Genomic DNA, 14,624 nt, shown 5'->3' with positions numbered 1-14,624 from the left:
TTTTTTATTTATCTACAAATGATAAATCTGACAACTCAATAAAGAAATTAGGCGCTGATTATTCGCGGCTTTATTACCCGCAAAAGCCGATTTATTAACTTTTTTGCTATTTATCCAAATGAGGTCAATCATTAAACATCTATATCATATTTTAATTACCTGTATAATGCATTATGAGATGACAAATCTGATAAATAAGGAAATTAATTATGATGACCGGTAATTGCTTGTGTGGAGACATTATCTATCAACTTAATAGTGATATTAAAGCGATAGTTTTTTGTCACTGTTCACGTTGTCGCAAACAAACTAGTTCGGCTTTTAATTCGGCTACGGTGGTTAATAAAGAAGATTTAACCTTTATTAAAGGCGAAGACAATATCAAAGTCTATTCCGACGCTGGCGTTAATCGCCATTTTTGTGGTAAATGTGGTTCGCATATTTTTTCTAGTCGTGATAATGACACTAGTACTTACCGTTTGCGCATAGGTCTGATTAACGAACCGATTAATGCTGAAAAGCGTATTCATGTTTATACCGGTTCAAAAGCAAATTGGGATACTATTTGTGATGGTTACCCTGAATATGAAGAAGGTATTCCGACTAAGTAATAATAGGCCGGTAATAGTACAAATCGTAATTCGCCAGACGATAATGATGGCGAAACCAAAATATCATTGTCTTAAAGCACTTCACTACGTTGCCAATAAGTTTTATGTGCAAAACCCATTAGGTTACTGGTCATCTTAATTTCTTGTAAGCGAATAGACCAAATCGGAGCTTTCATCACTCTGGCAAAGGGAAATGCGTGATAATAAAGCTTATAGGCATGGCTTGCCTGATTTTCAGTAAGTAGTTCAGCTTTTGCTGAAAATTGAATGCCCTGAATCTTAGCGACCGATTTTGGACTAATACTAATTGTACCGGCGACATTTGTATTTTTTAACATTGCTTGTGCATGTTTGGTTTTTAATTCTGACAAGAGATATATGCAGCAATTTTCTTCATCAAATACATAGAATGCATTACACGTCCATGGTTGATGTTCTGCTAATATCACACTTAAACTTAAGACATGTTGCTGTTGAATAAATTTTATGATTTTAACATCGGGGAGTTTCATTCTACAATTCAGACTTTTGATTTAAATGCATATCTTCACCCCAACGTGGTAAGCTAGGTATGTCAATATCGAACAGATCAAGTGCTCTGGCAACACTGTGGGTAATCATATCATCGATACTTTCGATGTGTTGATATAGCGCAGGCACAGGTGGAAAAATAATACCGCCCATTAATGTCACCATTTCCATATTTTTAATATGGCCTAAATGTAATGGTGTTTCACGCGTCATTAAAACTAAACGACGGCGTTCTTTCAAGACAACATCCGCAGCACGGGTTAATAAATTATCGGATAAACCATGAGCTATTGCTGCCAGAGTTCGCATCGAACAAGGTGCGACTAACATGCCTATCGTTTTGTATGACCCACTGGCGATTGCGGCACCAATATTATCAACAGCATAGACGACATCGGCTAAGGATTCTAGCTGTGCTAATTGAGATTTGGAATGCTCGTAATTTCCTGTAATTTTAGCGGCTTTAGAGATAACAAGGTGAGTTTGAATGTCTATGGGTTTCAGGAGCTCTAAAGCTTTTATACCATAAGCAAAGCCTGTTGCACCACTTATGCCAATTATTATCCTTCTCACAGTCATTTAAATTCCTACTGTTAAATCTAATGTTAAAATTTGCTAACTATTTTAACTTAGATCAGCTTGTAATAGATAACGATATCTTTCCTATGAATAAGAATAAAATGCTAAAGGCGCGGAGTACACCACCAACCACTCGGTAGGTGGTGATATTGAGTATAACTTATTCTAAAGCCATTGGTTCGTCAACAACTGTAGTTTTTTGCTCCCCTTGAATCGCTTTGATAGCATTGTTGTAAGCTCTTACGGCTTCTTTATTAGATAATAAGCTATATTTTAAAGTAAAGTTAGCACTTTTTCCTGGTGGTAATTGACGGACACGCTTTTGTTCACGTTCAATAGTGACAGGATAAGCGAAACTTGTTCCAGGCTCAATTCCCGTTACATAACCTTGATTAATGGAATCAGTATTCTTCCATAAAGTAAGTACTGGTAATTCTCGGGTATTAAATGAAATACCTACCCCTTTATTACCTACCTTGTTAGCTAACATAACTTGAGTTTGCCCTTTTGCATCGGCATATGGATAAATATTAAAAACCATTTCATCAAAGTTTCTAGTTGGTCCTAAGTAGGTTTGCCAATTTTTTAGCCCCTTAATCGCATAATCATTAAATGGGGAAATTTCTTTAACTGGCGCAACAAATTTTGCCCCTCTTTCAAGAATTGGCGTACCAAAATTGCTGTGATAAATAATTTGATAATCTTTAGGATAATCGCTTCTATTTGTCAGCGTATCATGAACAGTGAATTCTTTACTACCTGGAACATGGCTAAGTCTAACCCATGTTTCTAAATTGCTTTTTTTGAACGCTTTTTCTTTAATAAGGCCACTTACGGTTATGGTGTATGGAGCTTTGTCTTCAATATCAACAAACAATTTTGCAACAGAGGTATTTTGCGCCCGTCCATGGAGGGTATACAGCATACCATCAGCTTGTACGGCATGACCAGTCCATTCAAAACCACAACGAACCATCATTTCATTAAAGCCTTCTAGCCAACCATTACCACCACGGCTTTCTAAATTGATATTCTGTGGATTGACAACTTCTTTAACTGGAGAATCCCAACCTAAACGAATACCATCACCTTCCACAGTCAAGATGCCTAAACCACGAGTTGGACTTAATCTAATGGTTAATCCATCACTTTGAATAGTTAAGACTTCAGAGTCATTTTGTAACCCGCCACTAAGAACAGTATTTTTTATTAAAAATGTTGGTGCATTTGGGTTAATGTCAGTATTATTAACAGTCCAAGCACCTTTTCTAACTTGTAAATCGGTATCTGTGATAACAAAATGTTGCGCACTAACAGAACATGAGATTAATCCCACAACAGCAGCTAACGAGAGTTTTCTTAGTTTCATGTGTTAATTCCTTCTTTTTTTTTAATATAAATCCGTCAAGAACAAGTATTTGTGTTAATTTGGTCTAACTTGCCCTGCTTTCCAGTGTTTCCGACAAACTGAATGGTATTCGCTGTCCCCTAAATATATCGAATTCCCATATTTAACTATTTGTCCATTTTCACCTTCTAAAAGAATCATTGTGGCTTTTTTACCACACCAACAAACCGTTTTCAGTTCTCTATAATTGTCAGCTATTTCTAATAGTGTTTTGGAACCTTCAAATAAGTGTCCCATATAATCTGTTTTTAGACCAAAAAACATCATTGGAACGCTAAATTCATCGCATACGTCAGATAATTTCCAAATGGTTTTAGAGGATAAAAACTGACTTTCATCTATCAAAATACAAGCATAGTTATTTCTTTTTATCTGTTCGATGATATCATCAACAGTATTATCATCAAGTTGTAATGCTTTTTTACGTAAACCCAGTCGAGAGACAATTTCAACAGCTGAGTCTCTAGTATCAACCGATGATTTAAGTAATAGTGTCTGCATATTATTGCTTAAATAATTATGATCGATTTGTAATAATTCAGTAGATTTTCCAGCGTTCATCACGCCATAAATATAGTAAATTTTTGACAAAATTAGCGTCTCAAAAAATAAATAGTAATAATCGGAATCAGAAAATTAAAAAGGTAAGTTTATCAACTTACCTTTGAGGGTAAAAAACTATTTTGCTTTACCCTGGTTGGCAACCGCTGCTTGTTTAGCTGCGATTTCATCTGCATTACCTAAGTAATAATGTTTAACCACTTTCATGTTGTCGTCAAATTCATAAACTAAAGGTACACCAGTTGGGATGTTAACATCGATAATATCATCATCACTGATATTGTCTAAATGTTTAACTAGAGCACGAAGAGAGTTGCCGTGAGCAGCAATAATAACACGTTCACCTTTTGCAACACGCGGCGCAATAGTTGATTCCCAGTAAGGAAGTACACGTTTGATTGTTAATGCTAAGCTTTCAGTTAAAGGTAATTCTGATTCAGGTAAGTTGCTATAACGTGAATCATGACCAGGGAAACGTTCGTCAGATTTTTCTAACGCAGGAGGAGTAATTGCAAAACCGCGACGCCATAATTTAACTTGATCATCACCATATTTAGCAGCAGTTTCAGCTTTATTTAAACCTTGTAACGCACCATAATGACGTTCATTTAATTTCCAATTTTTTTCAACAGGCAACCATGCTTGGTCAACTTCATCAAGAATGTGCCATAATGTATGAATTGCGCGTTTTAAAACTGAAGTATATGCATAGTCAAATGTAAAACCTTCTTGTTTTAATAATTTACCTGCTTCAGCAGCTTCTTTGTTACCTTTGTCAGATAAATCAACATCAGTCCAACCACAAAAGCGGTTTTCTTGATTCCAAACACTTTCTCCGTGACGAATGAGAACTAATTTTTTTACTGCCATGAATATAACTCCTTTGTTACATAAAATAAAATGGATAAATGAATTTGGTTTTCATTAAAAATGTACGTTTTAATTAGTACATTTTTAATGTTTTAATCATTTTTATTTATTTAAAATACTTACTAATTTGATAAGTATTTTAATGGATCGACTGATTGCGCTTTATATCGAATTTCAAAATGCAATCTTACTGATGAGGTCCCGGTTGCGCCCATTGTAGCAATTTGTTCACCTGCTCGAACATTTTGTTGCTCTTTAACTAAAATAGTTTGGTTATGCGCATAAGCTGTTAAATAGTCATCGTTGTGTTTCACTATGATTAAGTTACCATAACCAGGCAATGCATTACCAGAATAAACCACTCGACCATCAGCTGCAGAAACAACCTTATCACCTAAAACACCTGAAATATCAATTCCCTTAGTCGAGTTTGAGAATTTTTCAATGATCTTCCCTTGTGCCGGCCATTGCCATTTAATATTGGCCACATTAGAAGTTGTACTTGGTTGAGTTGGGAGCTTAGTTGGTGCCGTCGGTTGAGAAACTGGTTGGCTAATTGTTTCAACTGTCGTAGTTTCTACACTTGGAGTTTTAACAGTTGTCGTTTTAACAGTTGTTGTTTTGACCGGAGTTGATGTGGTTTTTTTAGTTTGAACAATCGTAGTACTACCACTTACATCAAGCACTTGACCTACACTAACCGCATAAGGTTCTTTAATGTTATTTTTAGCGGCTAATGCACGATAATCGTTACCAGTTACCCAAGCAATATAAAATAATGTATCGCCTCGTTTGACAGTATAGGTATCGCCTTTATATCCCCCTTTAGGAATATTATTATAATCTCGATTATAAACAATACGCTCAGTAGATGTTACAACTTGTTCTTGACTAGGGATAGAGCTAGTCGTCGTTGAAGAACGAGAAGCCGTTGTTGTAGGATAAGTCGAAGAAGATTCACCTCGATTACCAGTAGAAATATCTTTAGGCGGTTTAGAGTAAACCGATGAGGTTGAAGAGCCCTGACTAACAGAGATATCTTCTATTTCCGCAGGATTAGTTTGCGTACACGCAGCAATCATCAGACTTAAACAACTTAATGTGATAACTTTTTTCACAATAACACCTTTCATTAATTCGTATAGTTTTAATAAACATATTTTATCGTTTTTATAACAAATTGCTATTATATTAATTACTGGTAAGCTAAATCAATAAAATCACTTCTAAAAATGCTAATTTATTATTTAAAAGCTGTAAATTTATCAAAATTAGCAATTTATTATCCCATAATATAGTCTAATTAAACACAAAAGTATAATTATTAACCAATATTAAATTACTCGATTAACAGTGAAATTAACTATTATCGAAAAAATACTCTTAATTGATTGCCACTAAGACGATTTTCAATGTTAAGAGTATATACAATGAATCAATGTTTGGTATAGTATATTTCGTGCTTAAAATTGACAAAAATCTGAAATAATGACTCTATATATTGTTGCAACACCTATTGGTAATTTAGATGATATTACACTTCGTGCCATTAATACGCTTAAACAAGTTGATCTAATTGCCGCTGAAGATACACGTCATAGTGGGCTACTCTTACAACATTTAGCAATTAAAGCCAAACTCTTTGCCTTACATGATCATAATGAGCAAGAAAAGTCACAATTGTTGATTGAAAAATTAAAATCAGGTTTATCAATCGCCTTAATATCGGATGCAGGAACACCATTAATTAATGATCCTGGTTATCATTTAGTTAAAGCTTGTCGTGAAAATAATATTAATGTGGTACCTATTCCCGGTGCTTGTGCTGCTATCGCTGCGCTATCCGCTTCCGGATTACCATCTGATAAATTCAGTTATGAAGGATTTTTACCCGCCAAAACAAAAGCCCGGCAAGATTATCTAACCACATTACTTGATGAACCAAGAACGATGATTTTTTATGAATCAACACACCGACTTTTAGATACCTTGCAGGATATGCAAACCATTTGGGGAGGCGATAAACAGATTGTGCTAGCCAAAGAACTAACTAAAACTTGGGAAACTATCGTCAATTTTTCAATAATAGATCTGATTAATTGGTTACAAGAAGATAGTAATCGCCAAAAAGGGGAATTTGTACTGATTGTTGAGGGCAATAATAAAACTGATGATGTGATTGATACAAAAGCAATTAATACGCTAAAACTATTGCTTAAAGAGTTACCATTGAAAAAAGCTGCAGCAATAACGGCTGAAATATATGGACTGAAAAAAAACCAATTATATCAACTTGGTTTAACCTTTGAAGACTAAAACCATCTGATAGTTAATTATCTGATTTTGGCAATCAACTTTTAACAATTTTCTCTTTTGATTTCATTGAACTTTTTTTAAACTGTGTCAGCATTGGCACAATGAGCTCGATTTAGTATATAATTAGCGTCTATTATTAAGATTTTCATAACACAAGGTAATAAATAATATGGGATTTAAATGTGGTATTGTCGGTCTACCCAATGTGGGCAAGTCAACGCTTTTTAATGCATTAACTAAAGCTGGAATCGAAGCGGCTAACTTTCCGTTTTGTACTATAGAACCAAACACAGGTGTAGTGCCAATGCCCGATCCGCGTTTAGATCAACTAGCGGAAATTGTTAAGCCACAACGAACATTACCAACGACGATGGAATTTGTTGATATCGCAGGTTTAGTTAAGGGTGCGTCAAAAGGTGAAGGTTTGGGCAATCAATTCTTAGCGAATATCCGTGAAACCGAAGCAATTGGTCATGTTGTTCGTTGTTTTGAAAACGAAAACATTGTTCATGTTGCAGGGAAAATCGATCCGGCTGAAGATATCGAAATCATTAATACTGAACTGGCATTAGCAGATCTTGAAGCATGCGAAAGAGCAATCACCCGTTTACAAAAACGCGCTAAAGGTGGAGATAAAGACGCAAAATATGAACTTGAGATTCTTGAAAAGTGTCTTCCTCATCTTGAACAGGGTAAAAAACTATTACTTTTAAATTTAAGTAAAGAAGAGTTGGCTGCGATTAAATATCTCAGCTTCTTAACATTAAAACCAACTATGTACATTGCGAATGTCAATGAAGATGGTTTTGAAAACAACCCTTTTTTAGACAAAGTAAAAGCCATTGCTGAGCAAGAAAAAGCTGTAGTAGTACCAGTTTGTGCAGCTATTGAAGCCGAACTTGCTGAGTTGGATGATGCTGACCGTGATGAGTTTATGCAAGATCTTGGTTTAACCGAACCTGGGTTAAATAGAGTCATTCGCGCCGGTTATAGCCTACTTAATCTACAAACTTATTTTACTGCCGGTGTTAAAGAGGTTCGTGCTTGGACTATTTCTGTTGGTGATACTGCGCCGCAAGCTGCTGGTAAAATTCACACTGATTTTGAAAAAGGTTTTATTCGCGCGCAAACCATCGCCTTTGATGACTTTATTAAATATGGTGGCGAACAAGGGGCAAAAGAAGCCGGTAAAATGCGTTCAGAAGGTAAAGATTATATCGTGCAAGATGGCGATATTATGAACTTCTTATTTAACGTTTAATTACGTTTTAATTGGTGCCGTAGAGTTCGGCACCTGTTTTCTTGTTTAACTAGTAACTAAAGTTTGCAATTTGTTACCCCCCACAACTCAACGACTTATCACCTATCACGATAACGGACAAACAATTATAAGGAATTTTATTTATGTTATTAACCTTTGAACAAGCTAAAAAAGCTTTACTTGAGGCGGCATCATTAAATCATAAACCTTTAACTGAAAAAGTAACGTTATTAGCAGCCTTAGATCGTGTTACTGCTGAACCGGTGGTTTCGCCAATTAATGTACCTAGTTTTAATAATTCAGCTATGGATGGCTATGCGGTGCGGTTATCAGATATCAATCAGTCGAAGTTATTACCATTGGCAACCACTATTTTTGCCGGCGATGATATCTCAAATCTAAATTGGCCTATAGGGACTTGCTTACGTATTATGACAGGAGCGCCTGTTCCTGATGAAGCTGAGGCGGTTGTTATGCAGGAACAGACCGAATCAACCCCTGCAGGCATTAAATTTCCATATGAAATCAAATCAGGCAGCAATATTCGTTATATCGGTGAAGATAGCAAACAAGGTTCAGTGGTAGTGGATAAAGGAATTCGTTTAACCATTGCCACACTATCGAGTTTAGCTACACTTGGCATAGCAGAATTAACCGTATTTAGTAAATTAAAAGTCGCTATTTTCTCAACTGGCAATGAATTATTCGATATAGGCAATCCTCTGACAAATGATAGTGCTATTTATGATAGTAATCGATTTACGCTCAAATTATTATTGACTCAATTAAATTGCCAAATCATCGATTTAGGTATTATTGCCGATGATCCAAACCTAATTAAACAATCGTTAGAAACAGCATCTAAACTCGCTGATTTAGTGATTACTAGCGGTGGAGTTTCTGTCGGTGATGCAGATTATACTAAAACGGCTTTAGCGGAACTTGGTCAGATCAATTTTTGGAAAATTGCCATGAAACCAGGCAAACCGTTTGCTTTTGGCAAAATAGGTAATGCATTGTTTTGTGGATTACCTGGCAATCCAGTTTCAACGTTGGTGACTTTTTATCAGTTAGTTCAGCCTTTGATTCTCGCCCTTGTAGGACAAAGTTTAACTACTAATAGGATGTCGTTTAAAGTAAAAACAGCAACTAATCTTAAAAAAAGTGTTGGTCGATTAGATTTTCAACGTGGCAGGTTGCAAATCAATACTGACGGTGAATTAGAAGTGTTTTCAACAGGTCAACAAGGATCACATTTAACTCAATCATTTAATCACGCCAATTGTTTTATTGTAATTGAACAAGATAGAGGCAATGTTGCTAAAGGAGAGTTGGTGACAGTTGAGCTATTCAATAATTTATTAAAATAGCGCAACTAAAACGGCACCCGCCGCAATCATAGCAACACCAATGGCAGAAAGTAACGAAATTTTTTCACCAAATATGATAGCGGCAAAAATTACTGCAAAAACAACGCTTAATTTATCTATTGGAGCAACTTGTGATACTTTTCCTTCTTTTATTGCCAAAAAGTAGAATAACCATGATAATGCTCCTGCTACCCCACTCAATGCAATAATAAGAAGTGCCTTTTTATCGTTAAAAAACGTATTGATTAAATTTAGCTTTCCTTGAACTACTACCACACCGACCAAGAATATCGCCATGACAATTGCGCGAATTGCAGTGGCGGTATTGGCGTCAAGATGTTGTAAACCAATTTTGCCGAGAATAGCAACAGCCGCAGCGGAAATTGCCGATAACAAGGCATAAATAAGCCAAGGACTCATATTAATACCTATCGATTTGAATTAAGTATTGTTGGTTATTTGAATTTTTTTGACATTGTGCTGATTTACTCATCACACCACGACAATCTTCAAGTACGCCATGTGCTTTTGACCAATGATATTGTTTGCCTTCATCATTTTTACCGCCACAAGCCATTAAACTTAAGCTAAGCGTGATGCTAGTTAGAGCAAGAATTACTGATTTCATCTTATTTCCCTCTCAAATGTCAAAATATTATTTAAAATTATTATTGTGAATTATTTTAATGCATTATTAAGTGGATTGATAGCCAAGCTATCACCTATTTTTAATAAATGAAAAACTCGATCTTCTTTTAATGATTTTAATAAAGCTGGTGGCTCGTCTAATGGTTCATCAGCTAATTCAAAAGCACCCCAATGAATCGCAATAGCCGATTGGCAATTTAACTCATCATAAAGTTGCAATGCTTGCTGTGGATCGATGTGCTGTGATTGCATAAACCATCGCGGAGCATATGCACCAATTGGTATCAGCGCTAGGTCGATCTGTTTAAATCGGTCAGCAATTTTTTTTAAACTCGCTGAATAACCGGTATCCCCCATAAAGTAAATGGTTTTGGTTAACAATGGATTATCAATATCGGTTTGCATTACCCAACCACACCATAAGGCTTTATTTACATCAAAAACGCCACGATTACTCCAATGTTTTGCTGGGGTAGCGGTAAATGTTATCTCATGAGTATTTATAGATTGCCACCAGTCCAACTCAATAATATGCTTCGCTCCCCACCTTTTCAATTTTGCCTTGAGCCCTAAAGGAACCAAAATAGTCATTTGTGGAAAACGTGTTATAAGTTGCCGGATACTATTAAAATCAAGATGATCATAATGATTGTGCGATATCACAACCACATCAATCATAGGTAATTGATTAATAGTAATGGCGGGTTGGGTACGTCGTTTTGGGCCGATAAATTGAAACGGCGATACTCGGTTAGAAAAAACTGGATCGGTTAATATCCATTTGTTTTTAAGTCTTATCAACGTAGTTGAATGACCTATCCACCAAACTCTATTTCCTTCTAGGTTAATATCAATTGAGCTACACCATGTTTGATTAAATGCTTGATATCCGGCTTTTGGCGGTAAGACTTTACGTTTAATCCGCCAACGTAAAGCATCGGTTAATCTAATCGAAAAAGGTTCGATATTATCAAATCCTCTAGCCTTATGATGTGACATATCACTTAGTTCATTAAGTAACTCATTTAGCACTTTGTTTTGTTTATTCATTAATTTAATCTTGTTGAGGTTAATTAGCACTACGTTCAATTAGCACTGCAACATTACCAGCATTGGCAATAGCATCTGGTTTTGAAACTTTTATTTTTAACCATTGTACTGAAAATTGTTTAATGACTAATTCTGCAACACGTTCGGCTACCGTTTCGATAAGTTCAAATTTATTAGCTTCAATAAATGAAGTTATTGATTGGCAAACCACAAAATAGTCTAAACAAAACTCAACTTTATCGCTTTTTCCTGCTGGCTTATTATCCCAAGCAATTTCTAAATCAAGAATTAACTTTTGTTTTATGGTCTTCTCCCAATCATAGACGCCAATTGTGGTATAAACCGTTAGTGATTCAATTAGTACTCTATCTGTAATCATAAAGGTCATATTTAATTCCATATATTACTAATATTTAAAATAGAGATTACCGAAACTTAATAAATTACGCTATAATTTATTGCAAATTATAGTAAATAATAGTTTATATGACGCGAATTTTTCAGCCTTACTCGATTAATCAAAATAGTTTAATAACTTTGGATGATAATGCATTTAATCATCTAATCCGTGTTTTAAGAATGAAGCCCGGCGAATCCATAACTTTATTTGATGGTTCTAACCATATTACTCCCGCTGTGATCCAAGAAGTGAATAAAAAGACAGTTATGGTAAAAACAGCCAATACTGTCTTAGATGATCGTGAATCACCACTAAATATTCATTTAGGACAAGTGATTTCTCGTGGTGATAAAATGGAATTTACCATTCAAAAATCAGTTGAATTAGGGGTCACTACCATAACACCGTTACTTTCTGAACGTTGTGGCGTCAAACTTGATCAAGAAAGGCTGGAAAAAAAAGTACAACAATGGCAAAAAATTGTCATCTCAGCATGTGAACAATGTGGGCGTAACATCGTCCCAACTATAAATCCAGTAATAAAATTGGAAAATTGGTGTGCTAGTTTAACGGACAGTTTAAAACTAAACTTACATCCCAAAGCCGAAAAAAGGATTAACCAATTACCCTCAGATAATCAAAACCTGAGTTTATTAATTGGACCAGAAGGTGGGCTGTCTAATGAAGAAATTCAAATGACACATCAATATCAGTTTACTGATATCTTACTCGGACCACGAGTTTTACGGACTGAAACCGCTGCGCTCACAGCAATAACTGCTCTTCAGGTTCGTCTAGGTGATTTAGGTTAATTACTTAAAATGAATAAGTTAACAAATGATTGCTTTGCTTATTAATCGGTAACGAGTATGATAGTTGCAAATTTGATTACTCTTGCTAACACCACCCTCTGCCCTAATTTCGTATAAGATTTATTGAATAGGTAGAAAAGCATGCAGGTTATCAACACCAAATTTACTACAATCAAAAATTAGTACCATCAAATAAAATCAGTAAGGAGTCACCATGATCAAACTTGGTATTGTTATGGATCCCATTAGTCATATCAAACTAAAAAAAGATACCAGCTTTGCTATGCTACTCGAGGCACAACAGCGAGGTTATCAACTTTATTATATGGAGATGAATGATCTGTTTTTACGTAATGGTGAAGCATGTGCTACCACTCGAACATTAACGGTGCATAATAACAATGAACATTGGTTTGATTTAGGTGAGGATCAAACAATAGCTTTAAGTGAACTTGACGTAATATTGATGCGTAAAGACCCACCCTTTGATACCGAATTTATCTATGCGACCTATATTTTAGAGCGCGCCGAAGAAAAAGGCGTTTTAGTGGTAAACAAACCACAAAGCCTACGTGATTGTAATGAAAAATTATTTACGGCCTGGTTTGCTGATTTCACACCAGAAACCTTAGTTACTCGCCAAACATCACAAATTAAGGCTTTTCATCAACAGTATCAAGATATTATTTTAAAACCACTTGATGGTATGGGCGGTTCATCAATTTTTAGGATCAAACAAGATGATCCAAATATCTCTGTTATTATTGAAACGCTTACTGAACATAACCGCCGTTATTGTATGGCGCAAAACTTTGTACCCGCCATCAAAGATGGCGATAAACGGGTATTAGTTGTCGACGGTGTCCCTGTTCCTTATTGTTTAGCACGGATACCGCAAAAAGGCGAAACACGAGGAAACTTAGCTGCGGGTGGACATGGTGAAGTAAGAGCTTTAAGCGATAGTGATTGGAAAATTGCCAACAGTATTGGACCAACATTAAAACAGAAAGGACTGTTATTTGTAGGGCTTGATATCATTGGTGATAAGTTAACTGAGATAAACGTCACTAGCCCAACGTGTGTACGAGAAATTGAAGCTGCTCATCCTGATTTATCAATCACAGGGCTTTTAATGGATGCGATTGAATTAAGATTAAATAAAAAGAGTTAAACATGATTAGAGAATACCAAGCAAAAGATTTAGATGCCATAATGAATTTATGGTTACAAGGTAACGAGCAGGCTCACAATTTTATAGATCCTGAATTTTTTAAACAGAATTACGATATAGTTAAAATGTTGATTCCAATGTCGACGATTTATGTACAAGATATTAATGGTGTTGTCGGTTTTATCGGTTTGACTGAAAATTATATTTCTGGATTGTTTGTTGAAAAAAACTCTCAACATCAAGGTACTGGTTCGGCACTTTTAGAAAAAGCCAAACAGCACCACAAAGAACTATCAGTTCATGTATATAAACAAAATAGTGATGCGATAAACTTTTATTTATCACAAGATTTTGCAATTGTTGGGGAATCCATCAATGAGGAAACCAATTATCCTGAAGTATTAATGCGTTGTAATGTTGAACATAAAGTCAAAATTGGTAAATGTGCATTATAATTTAACTACAATGTGAGCGTATGAATTTAAAAAATCATTTTATTATTGCTATGCCAACAGTTCATGATTCTATATTTAGTCGTTCTGTGGTGTATATTTGTGAACATAATCGAGATGGTGCGATGGGCATTATTGTTAATAAGCCTATTTTAGAACTCAATGTTGAAACGGTACTATCTCGGCTCGAAATCACCGCCTCAAAAAGTTGTGCTGAGCTTGAGCATCCAGTATTTTGTGGAGGACCTCTTGCTGATGAGCAAGGATTTATCCTACATACACCGCATCAGGGATTTGCCTCTAGTATACAAATTTCTGACGATGTTATGATAACCACATCACTTGATGCATTGAAATCAATCGGCTCACCTGAACAACCGAAAGATATCTTTTTAGCGCTAGGCTACTCCAGTTGGTACTCTTTTCAACTTGAAGATGAAGTCGCCAAAAATGATTGGTTAGTTACTAAAGCTGATCCACAAATTATTTTTGAAGTTGCTATTGAAGATCGTTGGAAAAAAGCCGCTGAAGCATTGGGTATTAATATCAGTACGATTTCTCATCAAATTGGTAATGCATAAACC

General features: G+C 35.5%; 18 protein-coding genes. 8 read left to right on the top strand and 10 right to left on the bottom strand.

The window, feature by feature from the left end; translation table 11 throughout:
• Positions 1-209: 209 nt before the first annotated feature.
• Positions 210-611 carry a GFA family protein gene (locus tag DKK79_RS05760; protein ID WP_110423233.1) on the top strand — a complete coding sequence of 134 codons (402 nt, stop codon included), beginning with the start codon at positions 210-212 and terminating at the stop codon, positions 609-611.
• A 71-nt stretch (positions 612-682) separates the two neighbouring features.
• Here the strand turns inward: DKK79_RS05760 and DKK79_RS05755 are convergent, their stop codons facing one another.
• The 6 genes from DKK79_RS05755 to DKK79_RS05730 all read right to left on the bottom strand — a co-directional run bounded on the left by DKK79_RS05755 (position 683) and on the right by DKK79_RS05730 (position 5,642).
• Positions 683-1,123 carry a hypothetical protein gene (locus DKK79_RS05755; protein WP_110423232.1) on the bottom strand — a complete coding sequence of 147 codons (441 nt, stop codon included), beginning with the start codon at positions 1,121-1,123 and terminating at the stop codon, positions 683-685.
• 1 nt (position 1,124) lies between these two features.
• Complete coding sequence (locus DKK79_RS05750) at positions 1,125-1,721, bottom strand: UbiX family flavin prenyltransferase (protein WP_110423231.1); 597 nt, start codon at positions 1,719-1,721, stop codon at positions 1,125-1,127.
• Between the two features lie 160 nt (positions 1,722-1,881).
• A complete protein-coding gene (locus DKK79_RS05745; RefSeq protein WP_110423230.1) occupies positions 1,882-3,090 on the bottom strand; it encodes an aldose 1-epimerase family protein in 1,209 nt (402 codons plus the stop codon).
• A 54-nt stretch (positions 3,091-3,144) separates the two neighbouring features.
• A complete protein-coding gene (locus DKK79_RS05740) occupies positions 3,145-3,720 on the bottom strand; it encodes a thymidine kinase (protein WP_146211990.1) in 576 nt (191 codons plus the stop codon).
• A gap of 87 nt (positions 3,721-3,807) precedes the next feature.
• Positions 3,808-4,560 carry a 2,3-diphosphoglycerate-dependent phosphoglycerate mutase gene (gpmA, locus tag DKK79_RS05735; RefSeq protein ID WP_110423228.1) on the bottom strand — a complete coding sequence of 251 codons (753 nt, stop codon included), beginning with the start codon at positions 4,558-4,560 and terminating at the stop codon, positions 3,808-3,810.
• Between the two features lie 122 nt (positions 4,561-4,682).
• Positions 4,683-5,642: a peptidoglycan DD-metalloendopeptidase family protein gene (locus DKK79_RS05730; RefSeq protein WP_375537973.1), complete on the bottom strand. Its 960-nt coding sequence runs from the start codon at positions 5,640-5,642 to the stop codon at positions 4,683-4,685.
• A gap of 406 nt (positions 5,643-6,048) precedes the next feature.
• On the opposite strand from DKK79_RS05730, the gene rsmI reads away from it, so the two are divergent.
• The 3 genes from rsmI to moeA all read left to right on the top strand — a co-directional run bounded on the left by rsmI (position 6,049) and on the right by moeA (position 9,507).
• Positions 6,049-6,876: a 16S rRNA (cytidine(1402)-2'-O)-methyltransferase gene (rsmI, locus tag DKK79_RS05725; protein WP_110423226.1), complete on the top strand. Its 828-nt coding sequence runs from the start codon at positions 6,049-6,051 to the stop codon at positions 6,874-6,876.
• Between the two features lie 169 nt (positions 6,877-7,045).
• Positions 7,046-8,137, top strand: a complete 1,092-nt coding sequence (ychF, locus tag DKK79_RS05720) for a redox-regulated ATPase YchF (protein ID WP_110423225.1) — start codon at positions 7,046-7,048, stop codon at positions 8,135-8,137.
• Positions 8,138-8,280: 143 nt separating this feature from the next.
• A complete protein-coding gene (gene moeA / locus DKK79_RS05715; protein WP_110423224.1) occupies positions 8,281-9,507 on the top strand; it encodes a molybdopterin molybdotransferase MoeA in 1,227 nt (408 codons plus the stop codon).
• Here moeA and DKK79_RS05710 read toward each other — a convergent pair.
• Genes DKK79_RS05710 through folB form a run of 4 tightly spaced genes read right to left on the bottom strand, consistent with a single transcriptional unit; the run spans position 9,499 to position 11,593 of the window.
• A complete protein-coding gene (locus DKK79_RS05710; RefSeq protein WP_110423223.1) occupies positions 9,499-9,927 on the bottom strand; it encodes an EamA family transporter in 429 nt (142 codons plus the stop codon). The two genes, moeA and DKK79_RS05710, sit on opposite strands and share 9 nt — an antisense overlap.
• Before the next feature lies 1 nt (position 9,928).
• A complete protein-coding gene (locus tag DKK79_RS05705) occupies positions 9,929-10,135 on the bottom strand; it encodes a hypothetical protein (RefSeq protein ID WP_110423222.1) in 207 nt (68 codons plus the stop codon).
• A 50-nt stretch (positions 10,136-10,185) separates the two neighbouring features.
• The gene (locus DKK79_RS05700) at positions 10,186-11,205 is read right to left on the bottom strand and encodes an MBL fold metallo-hydrolase (RefSeq protein ID WP_220019018.1); all 1,020 of its coding nucleotides are present in this window, start codon (positions 11,203-11,205) and stop codon (positions 10,186-10,188) included.
• Between the two features lie 19 nt (positions 11,206-11,224).
• Positions 11,225-11,593, bottom strand: a complete 369-nt coding sequence (gene folB / locus DKK79_RS05695; RefSeq protein ID WP_220019013.1) for a dihydroneopterin aldolase — start codon at positions 11,591-11,593, stop codon at positions 11,225-11,227.
• A gap of 98 nt (positions 11,594-11,691) precedes the next feature.
• Between folB and rsmE the strand changes: the two genes are divergently transcribed.
• The 4 genes from rsmE (at position 11,692) to DKK79_RS05675 (ending at position 14,621) form a co-directional block, all read left to right on the top strand.
• Positions 11,692-12,417, top strand: coding sequence for a 16S rRNA (uracil(1498)-N(3))-methyltransferase (gene rsmE / locus DKK79_RS05690; RefSeq protein ID WP_110423221.1), 726 nt, complete (start codon positions 11,692-11,694; stop codon positions 12,415-12,417).
• 214 nt (positions 12,418-12,631) lie between these two features.
• A complete protein-coding gene (gshB, locus tag DKK79_RS05685; protein WP_110423220.1) occupies positions 12,632-13,588 on the top strand; it encodes a glutathione synthase in 957 nt (318 codons plus the stop codon).
• Between the two features lie 2 nt (positions 13,589-13,590).
• Complete coding sequence (locus DKK79_RS05680; protein WP_110423219.1) at positions 13,591-14,043, top strand: GNAT family N-acetyltransferase; 453 nt, start codon at positions 13,591-13,593, stop codon at positions 14,041-14,043.
• A 20-nt stretch (positions 14,044-14,063) separates the two neighbouring features.
• Positions 14,064-14,621: a YqgE/AlgH family protein gene (locus DKK79_RS05675; RefSeq protein ID WP_110423218.1), complete on the top strand. Its 558-nt coding sequence runs from the start codon at positions 14,064-14,066 to the stop codon at positions 14,619-14,621.
• Positions 14,622-14,624 lie beyond the last annotated feature (3 nt).

It is taken from the genome of Gilliamella apicola (assembly GCF_003202915.1).
Lineage (GTDB): Bacteria > Pseudomonadota > Gammaproteobacteria > Enterobacterales > Orbaceae > Gilliamella > Gilliamella apicola_Q.
The sequence above is the reverse complement of the archived record's forward strand: the minus strand, read 5'-3'. Positions and strand labels throughout refer to the sequence as shown.

Excerpts from the sequence above, each read along its gene's own strand:
- DKK79_RS05760 (WP_110423233.1), top strand. The coding sequence starts at position 210 with ATGATGACCGGTAATTGCTTGTGTGGAGACATTATCTATCAACTTAAT.
- DKK79_RS05755 (WP_110423232.1), bottom strand. The coding sequence starts at position 1,123 with ATGAAACTCCCCGATGTTAAAATCATAAAATTTATTCAACAGCAACAT.
- DKK79_RS05750 (WP_110423231.1), bottom strand. The coding sequence starts at position 1,721 with ATGACTGTGAGAAGGATAATAATTGGCATAAGTGGTGCAACAGGCTTT.
- DKK79_RS05745 (WP_110423230.1), bottom strand. The coding sequence starts at position 3,090 with ATGAAACTAAGAAAACTCTCGTTAGCTGCTGTTGTGGGATTAATCTCA.
- gpmA (WP_110423228.1), bottom strand. The coding sequence starts at position 4,560 with ATGGCAGTAAAAAAATTAGTTCTCATTCGTCACGGAGAAAGTGTTTGG.
- DKK79_RS05730 (WP_375537973.1), bottom strand. The coding sequence starts at position 5,642 with ATGATTGCTGCGTGTACGCAAACTAATCCTGCGGAAATAGAAGATATC.
- rsmI (WP_110423226.1), top strand. The coding sequence starts at position 6,049 with ATGACTCTATATATTGTTGCAACACCTATTGGTAATTTAGATGATATT.
- ychF (WP_110423225.1), top strand. The coding sequence starts at position 7,046 with ATGGGATTTAAATGTGGTATTGTCGGTCTACCCAATGTGGGCAAGTCA.
- moeA (WP_110423224.1), top strand. The coding sequence starts at position 8,281 with ATGTTATTAACCTTTGAACAAGCTAAAAAAGCTTTACTTGAGGCGGCA.
- DKK79_RS05710 (WP_110423223.1), bottom strand. The coding sequence starts at position 9,927 with ATGAGTCCTTGGCTTATTTATGCCTTGTTATCGGCAATTTCCGCTGCG.
- DKK79_RS05705 (WP_110423222.1), bottom strand. The coding sequence starts at position 10,135 with ATGAAATCAGTAATTCTTGCTCTAACTAGCATCACGCTTAGCTTAAGT.
- DKK79_RS05700 (WP_220019018.1), bottom strand. The coding sequence starts at position 11,205 with ATGAATAAACAAAACAAAGTGCTAAATGAGTTACTTAATGAACTAAGT.
- folB (WP_220019013.1), bottom strand. The coding sequence starts at position 11,593 with ATGACCTTTATGATTACAGATAGAGTACTAATTGAATCACTAACGGTT.
- rsmE (WP_110423221.1), top strand. The coding sequence starts at position 11,692 with ATGACGCGAATTTTTCAGCCTTACTCGATTAATCAAAATAGTTTAATA.
- gshB (WP_110423220.1), top strand. The coding sequence starts at position 12,632 with ATGATCAAACTTGGTATTGTTATGGATCCCATTAGTCATATCAAACTA.
- DKK79_RS05680 (WP_110423219.1), top strand. The coding sequence starts at position 13,591 with ATGATTAGAGAATACCAAGCAAAAGATTTAGATGCCATAATGAATTTA.
- DKK79_RS05675 (WP_110423218.1), top strand. The coding sequence starts at position 14,064 with ATGAATTTAAAAAATCATTTTATTATTGCTATGCCAACAGTTCATGAT.